The following is a 19,447-nucleotide window of genomic DNA, read 5'->3' as shown; positions in this document are numbered from 1 at the left end:
TTGATTTTCCTCCATTGATCACTTCATTTCTTCATTATAATATATTTATTGACTGAGAGGTAGTCAATAAACTATACTTCACTTTATACTACATCGACTGACACTCAGTCAACAATAAATTAAGGGAGTGCAAATTTCTTATGACCAATCGAAAAATATTGTATGCACTGGGATTCTGTGCAGCCATCGTATCTTTTGCACAAAACCTGTATGTTCCACTTATGCCTGAGATTCAAAAGGAACTGCACACGTCTTTGTATATGGTCAATCTCAGTGTTACCCTGTTCACTGTTGCGCTTGCCGTTCTTCAGATTGTTTACGGACCTTTGATTGACCGAATTGGACGCAAAAAAATACTCCTGCCCGGTATGATTATCTATGTAGCAGCTACAATAGGATGCAGCTTCTCCTTCTCGATTGAGATGCTTTTGGGTTTCCGGCTGTTGCAAGGCATTGGAGCGGCTGCCGTTCCGCTGGTAGCAGCAACCATGATTGGTGATTTATTTGAAGGGAAAGAACGTGCCGAATCCATGGCGACCTATCAGATGATATTGGGGATTGCACCTGCTCTTGGTCCGTTAATCGGGGGTGCGATTGGTAGTGTTGCCGGTTATTCAGGCGCATTTGGCTTTCTGGCTGTCACGGCATTCATTATGCTGCTGGTCGTCATTTTTGTTTTTCCAGAAACTGGTCCGGTCAGCGTCCAAAGTAAACGACTCGATCTGGGGTCATTTGCACGAATCTTCAAAAATAGAACCGGCTCTTCCGTGCTATTAACGGGCTTTGTTTTATATGATGTGTTTTATACGTTGATCGTATTCCTGCCAATCGTCCTCAAAGACGGATACCATTTATCTGTCGCACAGATTGGTCTTGCTTCCATGCTGCTCGTGGCATTCAGCCTTATTGGCAGTAAACTCAGCGGGAAATTGCAAACAAAGCTCGGTTCGGCCAAAAGCTTGAATCTGACCTTTTCATCTGTGATTATCGGCCTGATCCTGTTCATTATTGCCGCGAAGATGTCCATGATTGCACTTCTAATTACACTAGGCATCATCGGCTTCTTCTGTGGACTTACAATGTCGGCGCTGCCTACGCTGTTATCGGCAGAGTTCGTGAAGGAGCGCGCTACTGCTATTGGAGTCTACAATTTTGTACGCTACTTGGGCATGGCCACAGCTCCAATGCTTGGAAGCTTACTTTATTCTTATGGAGGAGTAACATTACTTATTGGATGTACGGCGCTTCTGGTAGGGGTGGCTGTTGTTTATTCCAGCTTGCAACTCGGGCTTATGATTAAGAAAGCAGACAGAGCGAAGGAAACCCATTAATCCATTCCTCTAAAACAAGTAGAAGGTTATTCTTCAAACAATGTTATGTTTGAAGAATAACCTTCTACCGATTACTTCTATTATTTTTCAATCTCTTTGCCTTTGTCGTCTTTCACCCATTGATGCGCTTTGGCAGCTTCTTCGATTTCATAGAATGCCCAATCGCTGCTGGGCACATCCGTAAAACTTGATGACTTGACGCCATACAGCGGCCCGCGATTGAACAGGCGATTTAATATTTTCACCGCTTCAGCGCGGGTAAGCTTTTGGTTCGGAGCGAAGGCATTGCCCTGATACCCCTCCATAATGTTATAACCGCGGACATGCATAATCGCTTGGTATGCCCAATGTTTGTCGGTAAGATCCGTATAGATCGTGTCATAAGCTGTGCTACCGCTCGCTTTGCCTTGCTTCGCCATCCAGCGATCCACAATGACAGCCATCTCCGCTCTTGTTATACCATCTTCTGCGCCAAAACGTTCATCTGCGTAGCCCTGCATTAAGCCAGCCTGATTTACGATCTCCATGTCTTGGAATGCCCAATGCTTCGCCTCGATATCCTTGAAAGACGCAATGCCATTGCCTTTGTACACAGTTTCGAGATTACGTGCGAGCATTGCCGCCATTTGGGCCCGGGTTACGGTTTTCTCAGGACCGAAAGTGCCGTCAACAAACCCATTAATATAAGGTTTATGCGTTCCTGTGCCTTTCATATAGACCATGGAGAACGTACTGAATTTGTTAATGCTGAATCGGATGCCACTCTCACCTTGCTTGTACGCAACCAATTCGCCGCGAATCAGTACTTTGGTGCCGTCGCTATGCTCAACGAAGATAACAAGATTGTCCAAGATCGCTTGGCGTTCGGCTTCATTCTGCGGCAAGCTGTCCTTCAGCGGAAGAACAAGCGTCACGGGACGGCTTTGCATGTTTGTATCAATCGTAATCGGACGGCCTAAGAGTTTAATTTCTTGTCCCTTGGCAATTTCCCTTATCTGCTCTTCCTTCTTCGCCCGTTCCTCAACTAATTTCCGTTCGCTATCTTGCTTAATCGGTACAAGACGGAAGTAGAGGTCCTTATTGAAGTTATCCAAGGATTCTCTTGGAATCACGATACGGACATTGTTCGTGTAGATTTCGAAATTGGCTTGCCCAGCCACCAATGTACCTATTGCATTAACAGGAAGCTTCACATCAATCTGCGATACTTTGTCCTTTTCGTCGGGAATGACGATACGTGCGGTTTTATCGGTTTTATTCTTTAACTGATCTACCGCTTCTTTCGCACGCTCCGAGGTAAGGATGACTTCGTCTTTCACCATGCCGTTCGGCTCTGTTGTACGAGTGATCGGTGTTTTGGTAATGACGTCTCCTTCTCCTGCCCGTACGTCCACCACGATTTCTTCTTTGGTTGTTGTTGAAGGCGAACCTGTTGGTGGCGTTGAATCAGGATCCGAATGGGAAGGTGTTACTACCGTTTGAGTTACGTTGAACACAACATCGGCCATGTTCGTTGCTTTTACGGTAACCGTCGTCGTGTAGGTCCCCGCTGCCAATCCGTCTTTTGCGTTTATCGTAAAAGTCGCAGATGGCGTATCTTTATCCAGCTTCGTCACTTGAGGTGCAGTAATTTCAAAACTTCCTGATTGCGTTCCACTTATCGCTGCATATACATTCTCCAGGACGCCAGTTCCAGTACGAGTGATCGTAATTGACTTCGTCTCCTTAATCCCGCTCGGGTAACCGGCAGTTAATTCCTTTAACGTCTGATTATTAATTGGTGCAATGGTATAAGTCGGTATTGGATCAGGATCCGATGATTTTTTTACTGTTTGAGTTACGTTGAGCACAACATCGGTCATGTTCGTTGCTTTTACAGTAACCGTCGTCGTGTAAATCCCCGCTGCCAATCCATCTTTTGCTTTTATTGAAAAAGTCGTAGATGGCGTATCTTTATCCAGCTTCGTCACTTGAGGAACCGTAATGTCAAAACTTCCTGCATTCGTTCCACTTATCGCTGCATATACATTCTCCAGGACGCCTGTTCCAGTACGAGTGATCACAATTGACTTCGTTTCCTGGGTGCCGCTCGCGTAACCAACGTTTAATTCCGTTAACGTCTGATTGCTAATTGGTGCAATTGTATAGGTTTGATCTGTCCATTTGGCATATAAGATCAGATTGGCCGTTACGGTATCTGCCTCGAAATCCCAAGGCGCATTGTATCCTGAATCCGTATACCAACCAGCAAATGAATAGCCATTTCTAGTCGGAGCTTCTGGTGCTGTAATCTTGGCATTCTTCGTAATATCGCTCAGAGGCAACACCTCACTACCGCCCTGCGAATCAAAGGTTACGGTGAAAGTTGATCCTGCAACAACTTCTGCATAATTTTTACCAACGTTCTTACCATTTCCTAATTGCCCAGCCTCATTAGAACCCCAGGCGATGATCGAGCCGTCCTTCTTCATTGCAAGGGAATGTCCCGTATTATCCCCCCCTGCGGCTATAGCAACAGCATTGCGAAAGATGTTCCCGTCTTGGTTGAGCACGTTGACAGGTACAGGACTATTCACGTTGCTCAAATTACCCACTTGACCATACTCATTATTTCCCCAAGCCCAGACTGTACCATCTTGCTTTAAAGCGAGTGTATGCATAGAGCCTGCATCAATCGCTGTAATATCCGTAAGTCCGCTTACTTGGGTGAGCGGATAAGGAATTGTCCCATTGTCGACTATGCCAATTCCCAATGCCCCTGCAGTGCCATTGTACCCCCACGTCCATAGCTTTCCGGTATCATCTAAAGCAACTGTGAATTTCAGACCAGCTGCTGCTGACACGGCTTTAAGGTCTAAACCATCGCTGTGTGTTACTTTCACTGGTAAATATTTATTCGCACTGTCACCTTGGGAACCCCACATCCAAAGTGTACCCTTCAAATCAATGGCTAATGTTTGGTTGTATCCAGCAAATATGGATTTGGCAATCAATGGGGTTGTTCCATCTGCTAGCATGACCTGCTTAGGTTGAGATACTCGAATCTCTATGTTTCCAAGCCCTAATTGTCCCTCTGCATTCGATCCCCACGTCCATACAGTACCGTCTCCCTTCAGTGCTGCAGTATGAGACGTACCTGCTGCAATGGCAGTTACATCAGCAATATTGTCTACCCTGTAAGGTTTGTTTCGACTTGATCCCGTACTTCCCAATTGACCGTCCGTGTTGCTCCCCCAGGTCCATACATGCTTATCGGGATCTAATGCTACAGTGTGAGAGCCTCCTGCGGCAACTTGAACTGCGATGAAACCAGTCCCGTCCTCTTTCATTACTTGCACAGGCGTTTTGCGATTGGTTTCAAACCCAGCATCTCCGAGTCCAAGTTGACCACTACTATTCGCTCCCCACGTCCATACTTTGCCATCTGTTTGAATAGCGACGGAATGAGATCCACCTGCTGAGAGGGGCATATATTTAGCTAATTTCTGGATGCGATGATTGTTGTAATCGGCGACATAGACATTGCCCATGTGGTCGATTGCAACACCCGTTGGATAATCAAACTCACCGAGGCCGCTTCCGTAACCATTATCGGGAATATCTGGACCGTCGTAGTCTTTGCTCCACTTGGTCCATGTATTTGTTGCTATCAATAGCTTCTGAATGCGATGGTTGTTGCTATCCGCTACATATAAATTCCCCTGCGTATCTACCGCAACGCCATAGGGTTCATCAAACTCACCAAGGCCGCTGCCTGATCCGCCTCCGTTTTTCTTTAACTCGCTCCATGTAGGCGTATATATGAATGCTGCATTCCCACCTGCATCTGTTACTTCACTTTTTTCGATCTTTACCTTCTGAATGCGATGGTTCTCATAATCCGCGACATAGACAATTCCTTTGCTGTCCACCGCCACATCGGTCAACTGCTTAAACTCACCAAGTTTGTTTCCTGTCGATTGACCGCTTTTCCCCCATGCAGTCCACTTCCCTGTGGCTGCATCGAGCATCTGGAGGCGCTGATTCGCCGTATCGGCCACATACACATTGCCTTCCTGATCAACCGCCACGCCGGTTGGCAGGTGAAACTCACCAGGGTTTGTTCCCCAACCATAATCCAGAACATTGGGACCGTTGTAGGTTTTGCCCCATTTGCTCCAAGTCCCTGTGATGGCATCCCGCTTTTGGATGCGATGGTTAAGTTTATCGGCCACATAGATATTGTCTTTACTATCTACAGCGATGCCGGCTGGACTATTAAACTCACCAAGACCACTGCCTGCTGCTCTGCCGCTTTTGCCCCATGCACTCCAAACGCCAGTAGATACATCGAGCTTCTGGATGCGATTGTTATCGTAATCCGCGACATAGACATTGCCTTGGCTATCTGTTGCCACGCCGAGCGGGTACCCAAACTCCCCCAACCCACTGCCTTGTTCTGATCCGATCTTACCGTATTGGCTCCACCCGTTAGCTGCATGTACAGAATTTGCAAATAGGGTGGTTGAGATCATGAAAATGACCATGCACCATGCGAACATTTTTCCTGCAATCTGATTTCTACGTCTCCGATTCATTCCTTTGATTTCCTCCTTAGTGAGCATTACCTATCATCCTAGCAAAGCTCTCTCACAAAATTCTCACAAGAATTGTATTTATCTGATTTGGAGGTAATATTAATGAACAAAATTCATAGTTCCAACGTCTCAAATAGGTACATTTTAAAAGAATTAAACGAAGGAGTACTATCATGAAGAAATTGTTTACATTCCTATTTCAAAGGAACAAATCCAAAGATCAGTTGGAAACTTATTTGGAAGCGACGATCTTGAAATGGAAAAAACGTTTAAATCCCTTAACGAATAAAATCGGGTTTGGCATCTACTTTTACAAAAATATTACGATTAACCTAAACCGATTAAATAAAGAGATATTAGAAATTGCTCAAGAAAGTGTCAATCTTTCCTATTTCAACAAGGCCGCGTTTCCTAGTTTTATATCGGTTGTCGATGGGATTAATGCAACGAGGTATTCTGAATTGCCAAACTACGTCATCCAACAAATTACCTCTTTAGTCAAAGCACTGCCAGGTTTTAAAGCTCTGCAATCCATATCCTGTTCATATGGGTACAAATGCGAACTACAATACAACCAAGGAAAAGTGTTTTTCGGCTCCTTACAGATACATTTTATCAAAGTGAATAAACAAGCTCCCTTCACGGTCAGCCTAATTTAGGATCATTGTTGCTAACAAATGAATAGGAAATTAGAAAAATCTCTCATTGATGAGAGATTTTTTTGTGGGGATACTATTGGGGTAAATTAAATGTTTAAATGGGAGTTGATATCTCATCGTGAAACGAACAGTTGCGATTGTTTCTACATTGCTTCTAGCTGCTGGATGCTTCCACAAATCCGCAACGCCTAATGAGATCCCCATTGAACCCAAACGTCCTATACCTAATGTCCAATCAACGGCACCGCCAGCACCAAAGCCTCTCGTCATTGCTTCTATTGAAGAGGAGCCTCTCAAGCCTCGATTAACGAAAGTTACGCTGGCAGCCATCGGGGATGTACTCATTCATGATCAAATTTACAAGGACGCCGAGCAGAAAGACGGAACTTATCAATTTAAGCCTATGTTTGGAGAAGTGAAACGCTTTCTAGAAAGTCCTGACATTCTGATAGCCAATCAAGAAACCATGATCGGAGGCAAGGCACTGAGGCTCTCCAATTATCCCGCGTTCAACAGCCCGCATGAAGTAGGCGATGCGCTGAAAGATGCAGGGGTGGACATGGTCACTATTGCAAACAACCATTCCCTGGATAGAGGCGAGAAGGTCATTCAGAGCGCCCTTACCTACTGGGATACCCTTGGTATGCCTTATACAGGCACGTTCAAATCGCAAAATGATAGAGACCGAATAAGGACGATGACGAAGAACGAGATTACTTTTTCGTTTTTGAGCTATACCTATGGGACCAATGGCATCACTACGCCAAATGGAAAACCTTTTTTAGTCAACAGGATCGATGAAAATCAAATCCGTCAGGATGTGATACAGGCCAAACAGATGTCTGATGTTGTTGTGGTTGCTCTTCATTGGGGTAAGGAATATCAACGGTTTCCAGACCACGATCAAGTCAATCTTGCGCAAAAGCTTGCGGATATGGGCGTTCATATCGTCATAGGAAACCACCCGCATGTCTTACAGCCCCCAGCCTGGGTATACGGTAAAAATGGACATCGAACTTTCGTTCTATACTCGCTTGGAAATTTCATTTCCGCTCAAAAAGACTTATATAAACAAATTGGCGGAATGGCCACGATTGAGGTTACGAAAACCTCAGGCAAAAACCAATCTTCAATTGCGTTACAAAACCCCAGCTTTCTCCCTACTTATACACACAGTCACAATGGGCATCAATTTCGAATTATTTCAATGGATAGAATAACGAATGAACAGCTGCCACATGCTGCCGCGCACTATGAAAAGATAAGAAAACATATGCAAACTTATATGCAGGAGCTCCATTTTCTATCATCCAATGTGCCTTAAACGCCTATTACGATTTTATAAATACAGTTTTAATATCCGTATAAAATTCAATCGCTGCCTGTCCCTGTTCCCGTGAACCGGAGCTTGACTGCTTAACCCCTCCAAACGGAGCATGCAGCTCCACTCCCGCACTTTCCGCATTGACCCGAACCATACCGGCATCGATCTCATTCATAAATGTCAGCATTGTGGAAATATCACGTGTGAAAATGGATGCACTTAGTCCGAATTTGACATCATTAGCGATTTGCAGCGCTTCCTCCAGGGAATCCACCTTGATCAGCGCAAGCACAGGTCCGAAAATTTCTTCCTGCGCAATGGTCATGGAACTAGAAATGTTTTCGAAGACGGTAGGCTCAACAAAGAAGCCATTTTCCAATCCTAGCTCCCTGCCCTCGCCTCCTCCGCACAGCAAAGTTCCGCCTTCTTCAACGCCTTTGGCAATGTAGGACAGCACAGTACGGAACTGCTTTTCGCTTGCACAAGGCCCCATCCAAGTACCCGTCTCCAAGCCAGAGCCTACGCGAATCACTTGAATCTTCTGCAACAGCTTCATCTTGAAAGCTTCATAGACTTCGCTATGCACGATGACCCGGCTTGTAGCCGTGCACTTCTGCCCTGTAGACCTGAGCCCGCCGCTAATTGTCGCTTCCACCGCTAGATCAAGATCCGCATCCTGCGCTACGATGACGGGATTCTTCCCTCCCATTTCGAGCTGATACTTGGCTCCTCTTGCCAGAGCGCTTTGTCCGACTCTTTTGCCCACCGTGTTGGAACCCGTAAAAGTAATGCCATGAATGTCGGGATGGTCGGCCATGGCTTGCCCGATCACTCCGCCATCGCCCGTTATCATATTGACAACACCGGCAGGGAGGCCAGCTTCATGGAAACACTCGATAATCAAAGCAGCGGTAATCCCCGTCTCTTGTGCAGGCTTAAACACCACCGTGTTACCGTAAATTAAGGCAGGAGCCATTTTCCATATCGGAATGGCCACCGGGAAATTCCATGGCGTGATGACGCCAACGACACCAAGCGGCACCCTTGTCGTAAACATTAAGGCAGCGCTGTCCGTAGACGGGATCACATCGCCGGTCTTGCGCATGCCTTCACCTGCATAATATCGCAGAATCGCAACGCCGCGCGCCGTTTCACCCTTCGCTTCCAGCAGTGTTTTCCCCATTTCACGGGTCATCATCGCGGCAATTTCATCCAACCGCCGCTCGATATGATTGGCGACTTTGAACAGGAACTCACCGCGTGCCGGACCCGATAATCGGCGCCACGCCAGCTTCGCTTCTTTGGCCGCCGCAATGGCTTCATTCAGGTCATCAACCGATGATAGTTGAAGATAACCCACGGTTTCATGACGGTTAGCAGGATTGATACTCGCTTCAACCGACTCATTGGAAGTCGCTTTCCACTCGCCGCTCACATAGTTCAGATACGTTTTAGCTGCAGCCACTTTAATCCCTCCCGCCGCGAAATTCGGTTAATGCCGCCAAAAGCGCTTTCACATAACCAATCGAATAAGCCCAGCCTACCCAGCCCATACCCGATTGCGAGGGATTATGGGGAGCTCGGTCCATTTCAAGCGAAGTGATATGATCAGGGTTGATGCACCCGTTATAGCCGACTTTATGCAGAGCTAATAAGATTTTGGGCATATTCATGTGACCTTCGTCGAGCAAAGCTTCTTCGAATGCTCCTGCTGTTGCCAGACTGCCTCTGATGTTGCGGAAATGAACCAGGAAAATCCGGTCCTTGCGCCCATATTGATAAATTTCATCGAGAACTAACGGTGTGCCCCCTGCTTCGCCGCGTGTACCTACGCAGTACACCAACCCTACGTTCCTGCTCGGAAATGCATCGATAACCCGATGGATACCAAGACCGCCGAATGGCGTATTATGATGCGGGGTATCCGATGGATGAACAGCCAAATTGACATTATAGGCTTCCGCCAGCGGAACTAGCTTCCCGAAAACAAGATCGAATCGCTTCCACCATGCGTTCAATTGTTCCACGGTAGGAGGCTGCTGCTCCGGGTTATGTCTTAGAGATTCTCCGCGTACCAGCGCCCCTCCCCGATGTACGGCTGTGTATTCCTCTGACATATACGGAAACACATCGTCTGCGAACCGCTGGCGGACAAGCGTAATACCAGCCTCGCCAAAAACTTTGATCGCGTTGCTGACGTTGTCCAATTGAATCTCAGAACCTGGCTCATCCAGCATAAAGCTTCTTGATATGTCGGGCAGCGTAACGCGATTGATGTCCATACCGTGCGAGCGAATTCTGCGTTTTAGCTTGAGAAGCTGGTCCAGATCCGGATATCCTTGCTCTAGTACCCCTGGAAACGATGAGCCTCGAGTAAGATCAAGACAGTCAACGCCAAGCTGACACATTTGCTTTAAATCGCTATCTGACAGATCACATGTAGGAACTTGAATGGATACCTTCATCATTGTTTATTTCCCCCCTAAACGTTATTGGTAGCAGCGAGAAGGTCTATGCTCTTCTTAATAATTAATTCCAACTGCTTATAATGCTCTTTCTCCACTTGCACCAGCGGTGACCGCACCTGCAAACCGACCGGCAATCCGACGATATCCATACCTGCTTTAATTAAGGAAACCGCATATCCTTTGCGAAGCTGCCGGATGCGGTGAATCGGTAATATCACTTCGCGATAAATGGCTTGCATCCATTGCTCATCGCCAGCCAGCAGACTCTCGTAATAAGCTCTCGAAACTTGTGGAATGTAGTTGGAAATTGCAGATGAGTAAGAATGAAATCCAAGAGCTTTATAGGCCGGCATCGTCAGTTCAGCTAACGGCATACCGTTCATCCATTGCAGTCTAGTGCCAATGGACTGCACGAATTCGATATTAAGCTCGAAATTTCCTAATCCGTCTTTGAACCCGATGACATTGGGAAGTGCAGCCAATTTAACCAGCGTGCTTAACGTAAATATGGCATTATCCCGCTGATAAATAATAACGGGCAGTTTCGTGCTCTGCGCGATCGTCCGATAATAGTGGTAAAGCCCTTCCTGCTCCGGAATAATGAGATATGGCGGCAGCAGCAGCAGACCATCCGCCCCAAGCCTTTCTGCCAATTGGGCACGATCTAACGATTCCTTCAGGTTGCCTCCGGTACCTGCGAACACCGGTACTTTCCCTGCGACAACGGAGACCCCGACAGTCACAAGTCTCTCATATTCGATGATATCCAAAGATTGAAATTCTCCTGATCCCGCACAGACGAACACGGAATCTAATCCGCTAGTCAATAGAAATTGGAGATTGGCCTCAAACGCTTTCTCATCTACAATTTCGTTATGATCAAATGGCGTTACCGGAAATCCCATAATGCCTGCTAGCGACACATGCTGATCGCTCCCCATATCTAACAGCTCCTTTACGTTATCTTCCACCTCATTATAGAAAATGAACGCAGATCTGGTCTTTATAAAAACACGCCGCTTCTTTAAAAAATTCCGTGATATAATAAAGGACAGCCAACTAGAGGGGAGATCACTTTCGTGCTGAGTCATGCCATTTATTCTCGAAGCAATCTATACCTCAACCAACATCTAGTTCAGCTGCAAGGGGCATCCGCCTCCATCTTTGTTCACTACTGGGGAGCGAAACCGCAGCATATGGGAAATAGCCCTCATGCACATTCTTTTTTTGAAATATGCTATGTCGTCGAAGGCGAAGGCATATATTCGGCAAATGGAATCACCTATCCGCTGCGCGCAGGAACACTGTATTGTTCCAAGCCGGAGAGCCGGCACTATATTCAAAGCGATCAAGGCATGCTGCTTCTATTTTTTGCAATTGAACCCATCGCTTCCCAATCCAGCGAAGCCTTTATGCAAGATTTTCATCAATTATGTGCTTATCCGCACCTGTTCATCCCGAATGCCGAGCAGACGGCGCCCGCGCTGATTTGGCAAGCTCTGCTTATGCAGGCTGCTGAATCAGAAGTCCGCTATCCAGAATCGATTGAACACCTGGCCTACACGCTTATCATGAGTTGTTTCAGCTTATTTCAACATTATTGCCTCTCTGGTGATACGGCTTCTCCCACTACGATTTCTACTTTGCAAGGAACACTCAAACAAGCCAAAGAATATATCCAAACACATCTGACGAGTAAAATAGCGCTTTCTGAGGTAGCTCAAAGCTTGCACTTGTCTGAACGACAGCTCTCTCGCCTCATTTCCGAAGAGCTAGGACAATCTTTTCCTTCTGTCGTGAAGACGGAAAGGGTCAAGCGAGCCGCCTATTTGCTCGGTTATACGGACATTCCGCTCAAACAGATTGCTGAAGATACCGGATTTGAAAGCATCCACTACTTTACACAAGTCTTTACCAAAGAAATGGGCACCACGCCAAGCTCCTTCCGCAAAAAAGGGCTCAACACCGAATCCGTCGATGCTGGGATACATAAATATTTAGAGCAAGCTGCCACACGTTATCAAAAGAACAAGCAGGAAGTAAAACTTGATTAAAATCCCTGTCATTTCAAGGTCTTGACATCTTCCTTAAGAGATGGGATGGAGAGCGGGAAAATCAGCATAATCTTCGTCCCTCTTTCCACTTCACTTTCTATTCGCAGGCCGTACGTTTCCCCGAATACCATTTGAATTCTGCGATGTACGTTAAGAAGGCCAATCCCGTCTTTCTTGCCGTCGTTCTCGTCTCCCAGTCGGTTGGCGCTCAGCTTCTCGTTAAGCTCTGCCAGCTTGTCAGCTGTTATTCCTGCCCCATTGTCTTCTACGCTCATCCAGAAGAACCCATCGCCTTCGCCTGCGTCTATCCGGATGAAATGGTAATCCTCCACCCCATCGGCAAAAGCATGCTGGAAAATATTTTCCACCAATGGCTGCAAGGTGAGACAAACGACGTCGCGCAACAAATATTCCGGTTTGATGGCAACATCAATTTCGAACTCAGGATTAACCCGGTGGCGAAGGATAACGAGATAGTGCAGCAAATGCTTGAGCTCGTTCGCTACTTTCGTTTCCTCTAGATTGGTTCCGACCGAATATCGCAGCATGTGCGCTAGAGCGTCCACAATCTCCGAAATTTCCTTAGAATTTTGAATAAAAGCGTAACATACGATCGTCTCCAGCGTGTTGTATAGAAAATGCGGATTGATTTGCAGCTTCAAGGATTGAATGACTGCTTTATGTCTTTCGAGTTCAATTTCCTGATTGTTAAGCTCAACCTGGTATACTTTATTGACCAATTCCGAGAGTCGGTTAACCATCACGTTATAACGAACCATAAGTTCGACGATTTCATCTTTGCGCTCGGGGATCGGGATGATCGCCCACTGCCCTTTCCCTGTTTCCTGCATACCATTCTTCAATACCTTGATCGGGTCCGTGATCGATTTACCGAAGCGATAGGCCAAGAATAGAGCGACGATGAACGTAAACAGCCCTACAAAAAGCGTAGACGTTCTGATACTCGATATGGGCTTTCGCAAATCTTGGACCGGCATCGAAACAACAAGGCTCCAACCGGAATAAGCGGACTTCTTGACCGTATACATGCGCAGCACATTGCCATCCATTTTTTCGAAAGAGGACAGGTTCGAGTCGTACACTTTTTGCGCCAAATCTTCTTGCACCAATGTTCCAAGCTTTTGCTTATCCGGATGATAGATGAAACGGCCTTGCGCATCAACGATAAAAAAATAGCCATTGTCGCCGAGTTCCATCCCTTTCCACAAAGCTGACAGCTCGGCAGCACGAATTTCGAGTGCAAGAATGCCCATCGTCTCTGGATGCGTATATCCGCGAACTTGCCGGACTAAAGTGAATGACTGATCGTTTTTATTATCCAAAATACTGCTGTTTAAGATGCTTACTTTCCCATCGGGAGTCGTATGTTTCAGAAAAAAAGCCACTTGATTCTGAATATCGGCCGTTTTGAACTGCTTCCCTTCTACCTCGTTGTAGTAGTACGTGGCATGGCTGTTCTGACTGATAGCATAAACGGCAGCAATTTCTGGATTGCGAATGAAAATTGGATTTATGCTCTCTTCCTTAATTTTTTTGCGATACTGATGAAATTCGTAGGCATCCCCGTCAAACGGCAATTCAAGCAGATGTCGGATGTCGTCGCCTTGCAATAGAGCAACAAACGCGCGTTCATATATTTTTAAATATAGATCCGTTTGATAGGCCGCATTATTAATCATTTGAGACATTTGGTGCTGCACCATGGCATCCAGCTCAGCCGATGATTTGCGATAAGAGAACAAGCTGACGCTGACGAGCGACAAAACGATAACAACCAGAAAATAAATAAACAGCTTGCGATATAAGGTTCCGGCCATCACTTGATCCCCAAGGAAGTGCGGTATTCTGACGGAGAAATGCCGACTATTTTTTTGAACGTTTTTGTAAAATGAGAATAATCGAGATAGCCGACTTCATCCGCAATATCGACAATTTTCAGATGCGGTACGCCAAGCAGCTCTTTGGCCTTCGCCATTCTTTTGTTAATGCGGTACTGGACAAACGTTTCATTCGTCATCTTCTTGAAAAGGAGGCTGAAATAAGTCGGGGTAAGCCCTGCCATATTCGCCACTTCATCGAGAGACAATTCTTGAGACAACCGACAATCAATATAGCTTTTCGCTTCCTGCATGGGATCTTTATAATTCCCTTTACGAGATAACAGCAAGGCGCTCACGATTTGCCGCAAATGATCATCAAACGCATCTAAGGCAGCTTTGACGTTACCCTCTGGAACCTCAAGCCTTGTAATCGTTGGCATAAAATGCCGCTCCTGAAATCTTTGCAGCAGCATATCCATGCACTCGTTCAGCAATTCTTGGAGCTGATAGAAAGAGAGACTTGCTTTGAGGCAATAGGCTTGCCATTGCTCCATCAACCCATTCAATTCATCGATCTGCAATGACCAGATGCACTGTTCCATCCGATCAATCCACTGCACATAACGAGTGACAGGAATATAACCTGGCGTTTCCCTCTTGATGATCGTATCGAAAACCTCATACAAACTCGCTTCTGTCACCGGCTTAAGCAAATAATGCTTAACTCCGTAAGACATACATTTCTGAGCATATTCAAAATCGTTATATCCGGAAACAACGAGCATGTTGATGTGGGCATACTGGTTATGAATCGTTTGGCACAGGGCCAAGCCGTCCATTTTGGGCATGCGGATATCTGAAATGACAATATTCGGTTCCAAATCAGCTATTTTGTCCAATGCATCCATACCGTTTTCGGCAGTTCGAATATCTGTAAAAGTTGGGGAATACGCTTCAGCCATCTTTTGCAGCCCGAGACGGATCATACGTTCGTCGTCTACAATAAGCAAATGCATGGTGAACCTCTCCTTTGCGTAATAACTTGCACTTATTGCAAAGGGGCTGCTCCTAATAGAAGCAACCCGATGGTGAGCGATGCGGCTGCATCGTTCGTGCTATTTCGTCATCACAATGACGCCGTCTTTTGTGTTGTAACGCTCCGTGGCTTCCTTGATGACTTCGCTGCCGCCTTTTTGCTTATATTCTTCAATGACCTTTGGCCAATCCGTAATGGGCTCTTTGCCGTAAATCATTTTGATCATATGATCGATGATCAACTTAGGTCCGGTGTCCCCTTGCGCCACAAGATCAGGGAATTTCGTGAATGCAGCCAAGTCCGGATAAAATCCGATTCCTGAAAGTCCTTCCTTCGACACTACGTTCTCTAGCGCTGCCACCGTATCTTGGCCAGAGGGGTCCAGCTCCATTTTCATTTTGTTAATCGTCGAGTCGTGAATAGCCCATAATGTACCGCTGCGCCAGCCTTCCTCGTCGTTTCCTTCCTTGGTCGTTGGGAACTTGTACGTAACTTTCCCGCTGCCATCCACCGTATACGTTTCTCCTTCCGTTCCGAAGGTGAAGAACTCCGCAGCTTCTGGTGTAAGCATCCAATCAAAAAACTTAATAATGCTAATAGCCGTGTCCGGCTTCACTTTACTATTCACATAAAAGGCACGGACGATCGGTGCATAGAATAAATATCCGCCTTTGCCTTCCGGCCCTTTGGGAGAAGTGATGACTTCGACCTTGCCATCAGGTACGATTTGCTTCACATTCGTTCGATAGCCTGGCAGTCCGCTCACATTCCCTGACCAGCTGCCTGCTCGGGCCCCGTTAATATTTTTGGTATAATCCGTCGAGGAAACGGAGGCGAAATCTTTGGGAATTAAACCTTCATCGAGCATAGTTTTATAACCTTGAAGCGCTTTCTGCATATTCTCTGAATCGAAAAATTTCGGAACGACTTGCCCGTTTACGACCTCGAACTGATCCTTGTAAGGAAGTACGTCATACGCACCGAAAAGAATATCCGAATATTTAAAGCTGTCCCTCATTTGATAGGGGTTTTCAACACCCAGCTTTTTGAATGCCCGCAGCACGTTTAAGAAATCTTCTACGGTTTGCGGAGCGGGCAGCCCAGACTTCTCCAGCAAGTCCATCCGGATGAACGTACCGCGTCTGGATGGATTGGTGAGAAATTCAGGCAAGCCATAGATTTTGCCTTTGTACGATACGGCAGCCCAGGCAGATTTGGGTATCGCTTTCATCATATTTGGCGCATATGTCTTCAATAAATCGTCCAGAGGCATGAACACACCTGCTTCCACGGAACCAGACATGGATTTGCTCGTTGGCGTGCCCACGCTGCCTACAACATCTGGAATGTCGCCGCCGGCGAACATGACGCTCATTTTTGAATCTTCTAAAACTTTGACATCAAGATCCGTATTTGTCAATTGCTCCAGCTTCAGCGTCCATTTATCTTTATTAACATCAACTCGAGTGTGATAGCCGGTGCTGATTGTCGTTGGGAAGGAAATCGAGAATTTCGTTGGGCTTTTAGGCGCTTCAGCTGCCTTACCGCTTGCGGAAGGTGAAACTGCAGCCTGATTTCCATTGGAGCAGCCGGCAGCGGCAGTCGTTGTTAGAACAGCAGCCAAAGTCAATATGACAAACTTCTTTTTCATATAAAGCCCTCCCTTTATTTCGTGAACCTATGACTTAACCGAGTCGGCGACAACTGCATAAATGAGTCCCATGGTCGCCAGAACAGGCTTGAATAGCGGTAAAATAATGTCTCAACCGAGGCGGAACTCGCTGCAGCCATCCATTCATTCGGCAGATTGAGGAACGATCTCCATATCGTCGCATCGGATAAAATAACACGATAGTTGCCTCTTGTAAAGCCAACTGGCCAGAAAGCAACTTCCCCCTTGTTAATGGCGAGGTCGTCAATGACCCGAGTATAAGGAGACATTCTCTCCCATCCTGATCTTACTGTTGATTTTACTACGATGGTCCGAGTCCGAACATGTCAAATCTTGTTGCCTTATTGGGGTAATTTATGATAATGCTTCCTTACTGGCTCCGTTTCAGGCAATGAAAAAGAGCCCGCAAAATGCGTGGCTCTTCTTTAGGGGGGCGAAGGCAATGGTTTAATTCAAAATAAACCCAGATGTTAAGTTAGCAACTGTACCTGTCACTGCACCTGCGTGATTAGAGGCCATGAAGGCAGCTGTATTCGCAACCTCAGCAAGCGTTGGGAGTCGTTAAGCAGCATACCTTCTCAGGCGAAAGCTCGTGCAGCTGCACTGCCAATCGTCCCACCTCCACCGTAAATTACCGCTGTCTTGTTCCTAAGTCCTCTTTCTTTCAAAACTGGATCATTTTTTCTGGATTATGGTTTCTTCTCGATTGCTATTATTTCTTACCCAAATTAAACATTGCTAAGAGGTCAAAGAATAAGTGTATGATGATAACAGGTAAGATTCTTTTACTTTTAACAAAATAAATGGAAAAGATAAAAAACATGATTCCTACATAGAGGGCAGGTATTAGTCCCTGATATAAATGATAGGAAGTTTGAATTAGAGTACTTGCAATAACTGAGAACTCTTCTTTTTTAATAAAAAACTTCAGTTCAGTTATGGTATATGCCCGAACAATTAATTCTTCGAAGAAAGGATTTATTAAGATAAACACGACATAGAAAATTGAAATATTAGTTTTTAAAAAATCAACGTTCCGAGGTGCCTGTGAAAAATTCGGTGAGATAGCTATCGCAATTATGTAAACAAAATAAATGGCAATATATAGCACGATCGCATGCCATATATCCGTTTTCCGAAACTCAAAACCAATTTCTTGCAAATTTCGACCTTGCTTTTTTAAGACAAAGTAAAGGATTCCTAACGATAGCACTTCCCATATAATGCTGAAAATAAAGTGTGAGTCCGCACTATATTCGGCTGAATTACCTGTCACGAAAAGAGTTAGGGAGTTTATGACTAATGGGGATATTGAAAAAAATAATATCAAGAATAATGAAAATAAACGGATATTAGCATCAGCTTTCATAATGTAGGAACTCTCCTATTGCGGATTTGCTTGTATTATTAATACTACTTGAAGACAGCCCTCGTTTTTGCTGACACGTTCCTCAGTGCCCTTATTGGTCCTGCTCTAGCACCAGTTAGTTTGTATAAACCTGCGATAATGCATCTTTTTTACTCCTGCAATGACCTCAATCATGAAATTCCTGCGTTTATGCAGGCTTTTGAGGCTTTTTCTGGATGAAAGGCTAGAATAGATGAAAATACCTGCACAATTGCAGGCATTTCCACTTTTTTACCGAATTCGCCCGAGAATTCCTGCACATTTGCAGGTTTAACAGTCAGTTGAACCCAACCTTAACCCAAAATCCCATTTCCAATATTTATTATATCGTCATTGCTTCATTAAAGAAAACAAAAAAGCCTAGAGTCATCAACTCTAAGCTTGAACAATGTTTCTATTAGGCCTGTGCCAAAAATTGATTAAAATCTGCGATGCTCGGGTTCGCCATATAGTGGCCGCCTTCAACTTGAATGGTCTGTCCTGTAATGAATTTGGATTCATCTGAGGCTAGAAATAGAACCGTGTTTCCGATGTCATCGGCTTCGCCATGATACGGGAGCGCATTATATTTCGCGAAAATATCCAAAACGGCTGGCGGCATACTATTCTTCGCGGCTGGAGTTAAAATTAGCCCTGGGGCCACGCCATTGCAACGAATTTTATCTTTGCCGTATTGCGCAGCGATATAGCGCGTAAGGTTCACAACGGCTGCTTTGGATGCACCGTAGGCGGAACGAACGGAGTCTCCGGCGAACGCGGCCATTGATGCTGTATTAATTATTGAACCACCGCCAGATTCCACCATATGCGGAATAGCAAATCGGCAGCCAAGTAGAACACTCTTCGTGTTCACATTCATGAGGCGATCCCATTCATCCAAATCGATATTTACAACATCAAGATCTTTTTTCAAATTAGTGACGCCCACACGGTTCGGCCCCTTAATTATGGAGTCTATCTGCTAAATGCTCTCGCTCTCGCAGTTTTTCATTTTTCTCATTTCTCTAAACACACTAAACCGAAATTTCTATGGCTTCTAATTTTTTAGCTTTCCAAGCCTCATGGTACTGACTTGGA

13 protein-coding genes and 1 pseudogene are annotated in these 19,447 nt (G+C 45.6%); 4 read left to right on the top strand and 10 right to left on the bottom strand.

Annotation, left to right across the window (positions count from 1 at the left end; genetic code table 11):
• Positions 1-140: 140 nt before the first annotated feature.
• Positions 141-1,331 (top strand): MFS transporter, encoded by a 1,191-nt coding sequence (locus HQN90_RS29400; protein WP_173225797.1) that lies wholly within the window; start codon positions 141-143, stop codon positions 1,329-1,331.
• Positions 1,332-1,411: 80 nt separating this feature from the next.
• On the opposite strand, the gene HQN90_RS29395 is transcribed toward HQN90_RS29400, so the two are convergent.
• A complete protein-coding gene (locus HQN90_RS29395; protein WP_173225795.1) occupies positions 1,412-5,908 on the bottom strand; it encodes an RCC1 domain-containing protein in 4,497 nt (1,498 codons plus the stop codon).
• A 173-nt stretch (positions 5,909-6,081) separates the two neighbouring features.
• On the opposite strand from HQN90_RS29395, the gene HQN90_RS29390 reads away from it, so the two are divergent.
• Both HQN90_RS29390 and HQN90_RS29385 read left to right on the top strand, forming a co-directional pair.
• Positions 6,082-6,567: a hypothetical protein gene (locus tag HQN90_RS29390; protein ID WP_173225792.1), complete on the top strand. Its 486-nt coding sequence runs from the start codon at positions 6,082-6,084 to the stop codon at positions 6,565-6,567.
• Positions 6,568-6,685: 118 nt separating this feature from the next.
• A complete protein-coding gene (locus tag HQN90_RS29385) occupies positions 6,686-7,891 on the top strand; it encodes a CapA family protein (protein WP_173225789.1) in 1,206 nt (401 codons plus the stop codon).
• Between the two features lie 7 nt (positions 7,892-7,898).
• Here HQN90_RS29385 and gucD read toward each other — a convergent pair whose 3' ends face one another.
• The 3 genes from gucD to kdgD are packed head-to-tail and all read right to left on the bottom strand — an operon-like array spanning position 7,899 to position 11,300.
• Positions 7,899-9,362: an alpha-ketoglutaric semialdehyde dehydrogenase GucD gene (gene gucD / locus HQN90_RS29380; protein ID WP_173225901.1), complete on the bottom strand. Its 1,464-nt coding sequence runs from the start codon at positions 9,360-9,362 to the stop codon at positions 7,899-7,901.
• Positions 9,358-10,359, bottom strand: a complete 1,002-nt coding sequence (locus HQN90_RS29375) for a mannonate dehydratase (RefSeq protein ID WP_173225786.1) — start codon at positions 10,357-10,359, stop codon at positions 9,358-9,360. Before HQN90_RS29375 ends, gucD begins: the two co-directional genes overlap by 5 nt.
• A 14-nt stretch (positions 10,360-10,373) precedes the next feature.
• The gene (kdgD, locus tag HQN90_RS29370; protein WP_173225783.1) at positions 10,374-11,300 is read right to left on the bottom strand and encodes a 5-dehydro-4-deoxyglucarate dehydratase; all 927 of its coding nucleotides are present in this window, start codon (positions 11,298-11,300) and stop codon (positions 10,374-10,376) included.
• Positions 11,301-11,438: 138 nt separating this feature from the next.
• Between kdgD and HQN90_RS29365 the strand changes: the two genes are divergently transcribed.
• The gene (locus tag HQN90_RS29365) at positions 11,439-12,413 is read left to right on the top strand and encodes a helix-turn-helix domain-containing protein (RefSeq protein ID WP_173225780.1); all 975 of its coding nucleotides are present in this window, start codon (positions 11,439-11,441) and stop codon (positions 12,411-12,413) included.
• Positions 12,414-12,421: 8 nt separating this feature from the next.
• On the opposite strand, the gene HQN90_RS29360 is transcribed toward HQN90_RS29365, so the two are convergent.
• The 6 genes and pseudogenes from HQN90_RS29360 to HQN90_RS29335 all read right to left on the bottom strand — a co-directional run.
• Positions 12,422-14,251, bottom strand: a complete 1,830-nt coding sequence (locus HQN90_RS29360; RefSeq protein WP_173225777.1) for a sensor histidine kinase — start codon at positions 14,249-14,251, stop codon at positions 12,422-12,424.
• Positions 14,251-15,270, bottom strand: a complete 1,020-nt coding sequence (locus tag HQN90_RS29355) for a response regulator transcription factor (protein ID WP_173225774.1) — start codon at positions 15,268-15,270, stop codon at positions 14,251-14,253. Before HQN90_RS29355 ends, HQN90_RS29360 begins: the two co-directional genes overlap by 1 nt.
• Positions 15,271-15,369: 99 nt before the next feature.
• The gene (locus HQN90_RS29350; RefSeq protein WP_173225772.1) at positions 15,370-16,941 is read right to left on the bottom strand and encodes an extracellular solute-binding protein; all 1,572 of its coding nucleotides are present in this window, start codon (positions 16,939-16,941) and stop codon (positions 15,370-15,372) included.
• A gap of 14 nt (positions 16,942-16,955) precedes the next feature.
• The gene (locus HQN90_RS29345; RefSeq protein WP_173225769.1) at positions 16,956-17,231 is read right to left on the bottom strand and encodes a hypothetical protein; all 276 of its coding nucleotides are present in this window, start codon (positions 17,229-17,231) and stop codon (positions 16,956-16,958) included.
• A gap of 443 nt (positions 17,232-17,674) precedes the next feature.
• A complete protein-coding gene (locus HQN90_RS29340; protein ID WP_173225767.1) occupies positions 17,675-18,331 on the bottom strand; it encodes a CPBP family intramembrane glutamic endopeptidase in 657 nt (218 codons plus the stop codon).
• Between the two features lie 436 nt (positions 18,332-18,767).
• A pseudogene (locus tag HQN90_RS29335) lies at positions 18,768-19,304 on the bottom strand (SDR family NAD(P)-dependent oxidoreductase); the annotation flags it as partial.
• Positions 19,305-19,447 lie beyond the last annotated feature (143 nt).

It is taken from the genome of Paenibacillus alba, assembly GCF_013204855.1.
Lineage (GTDB): Bacteria > Bacillota > Bacilli > Paenibacillales > NBRC-103111 > Paenibacillus_E > Paenibacillus_E alba.
The sequence above is the reverse complement of the archived record's forward strand: the minus strand, read 5'-3'. Positions and strand labels throughout refer to the sequence as shown.

Bases quoted from the DNA above. Each gene is read 5' to 3' on its own strand.
- HQN90_RS29395 (WP_173225795.1), bottom strand. From the start codon at position 5,908: ATGAATCGGAGACGTAGAAATCAGATTGCAGGAAAAATGTTCGCATGG.
- HQN90_RS29340 (WP_173225767.1), bottom strand. From the start codon at position 18,331: ATGAAAGCTGATGCTAATATCCGTTTATTTTCATTATTCTTGATATTA.
- HQN90_RS29390 (WP_173225792.1), top strand. From the start codon at position 6,082: ATGAAGAAATTGTTTACATTCCTATTTCAAAGGAACAAATCCAAAGAT.
- HQN90_RS29355 (WP_173225774.1), bottom strand. From the start codon at position 15,270: ATGCATTTGCTTATTGTAGACGACGAACGTATGATCCGTCTCGGGCTG.
- HQN90_RS29350 (WP_173225772.1), bottom strand. From the start codon at position 16,941: ATGAAAAAGAAGTTTGTCATATTGACTTTGGCTGCTGTTCTAACAACG.
- HQN90_RS29345 (WP_173225769.1), bottom strand. From the start codon at position 17,231: ATGTCTCCTTATACTCGGGTCATTGACGACCTCGCCATTAACAAGGGG.
- kdgD (WP_173225783.1), bottom strand. From the start codon at position 11,300: ATGGGGAGCGATCAGCATGTGTCGCTAGCAGGCATTATGGGATTTCCG.
- HQN90_RS29360 (WP_173225777.1), bottom strand. From the start codon at position 14,251: ATGGCCGGAACCTTATATCGCAAGCTGTTTATTTATTTTCTGGTTGTT.
- HQN90_RS29375 (WP_173225786.1), bottom strand. From the start codon at position 10,359: ATGATGAAGGTATCCATTCAAGTTCCTACATGTGATCTGTCAGATAGC.
- HQN90_RS29400 (WP_173225797.1), top strand. From the start codon at position 141: ATGACCAATCGAAAAATATTGTATGCACTGGGATTCTGTGCAGCCATC.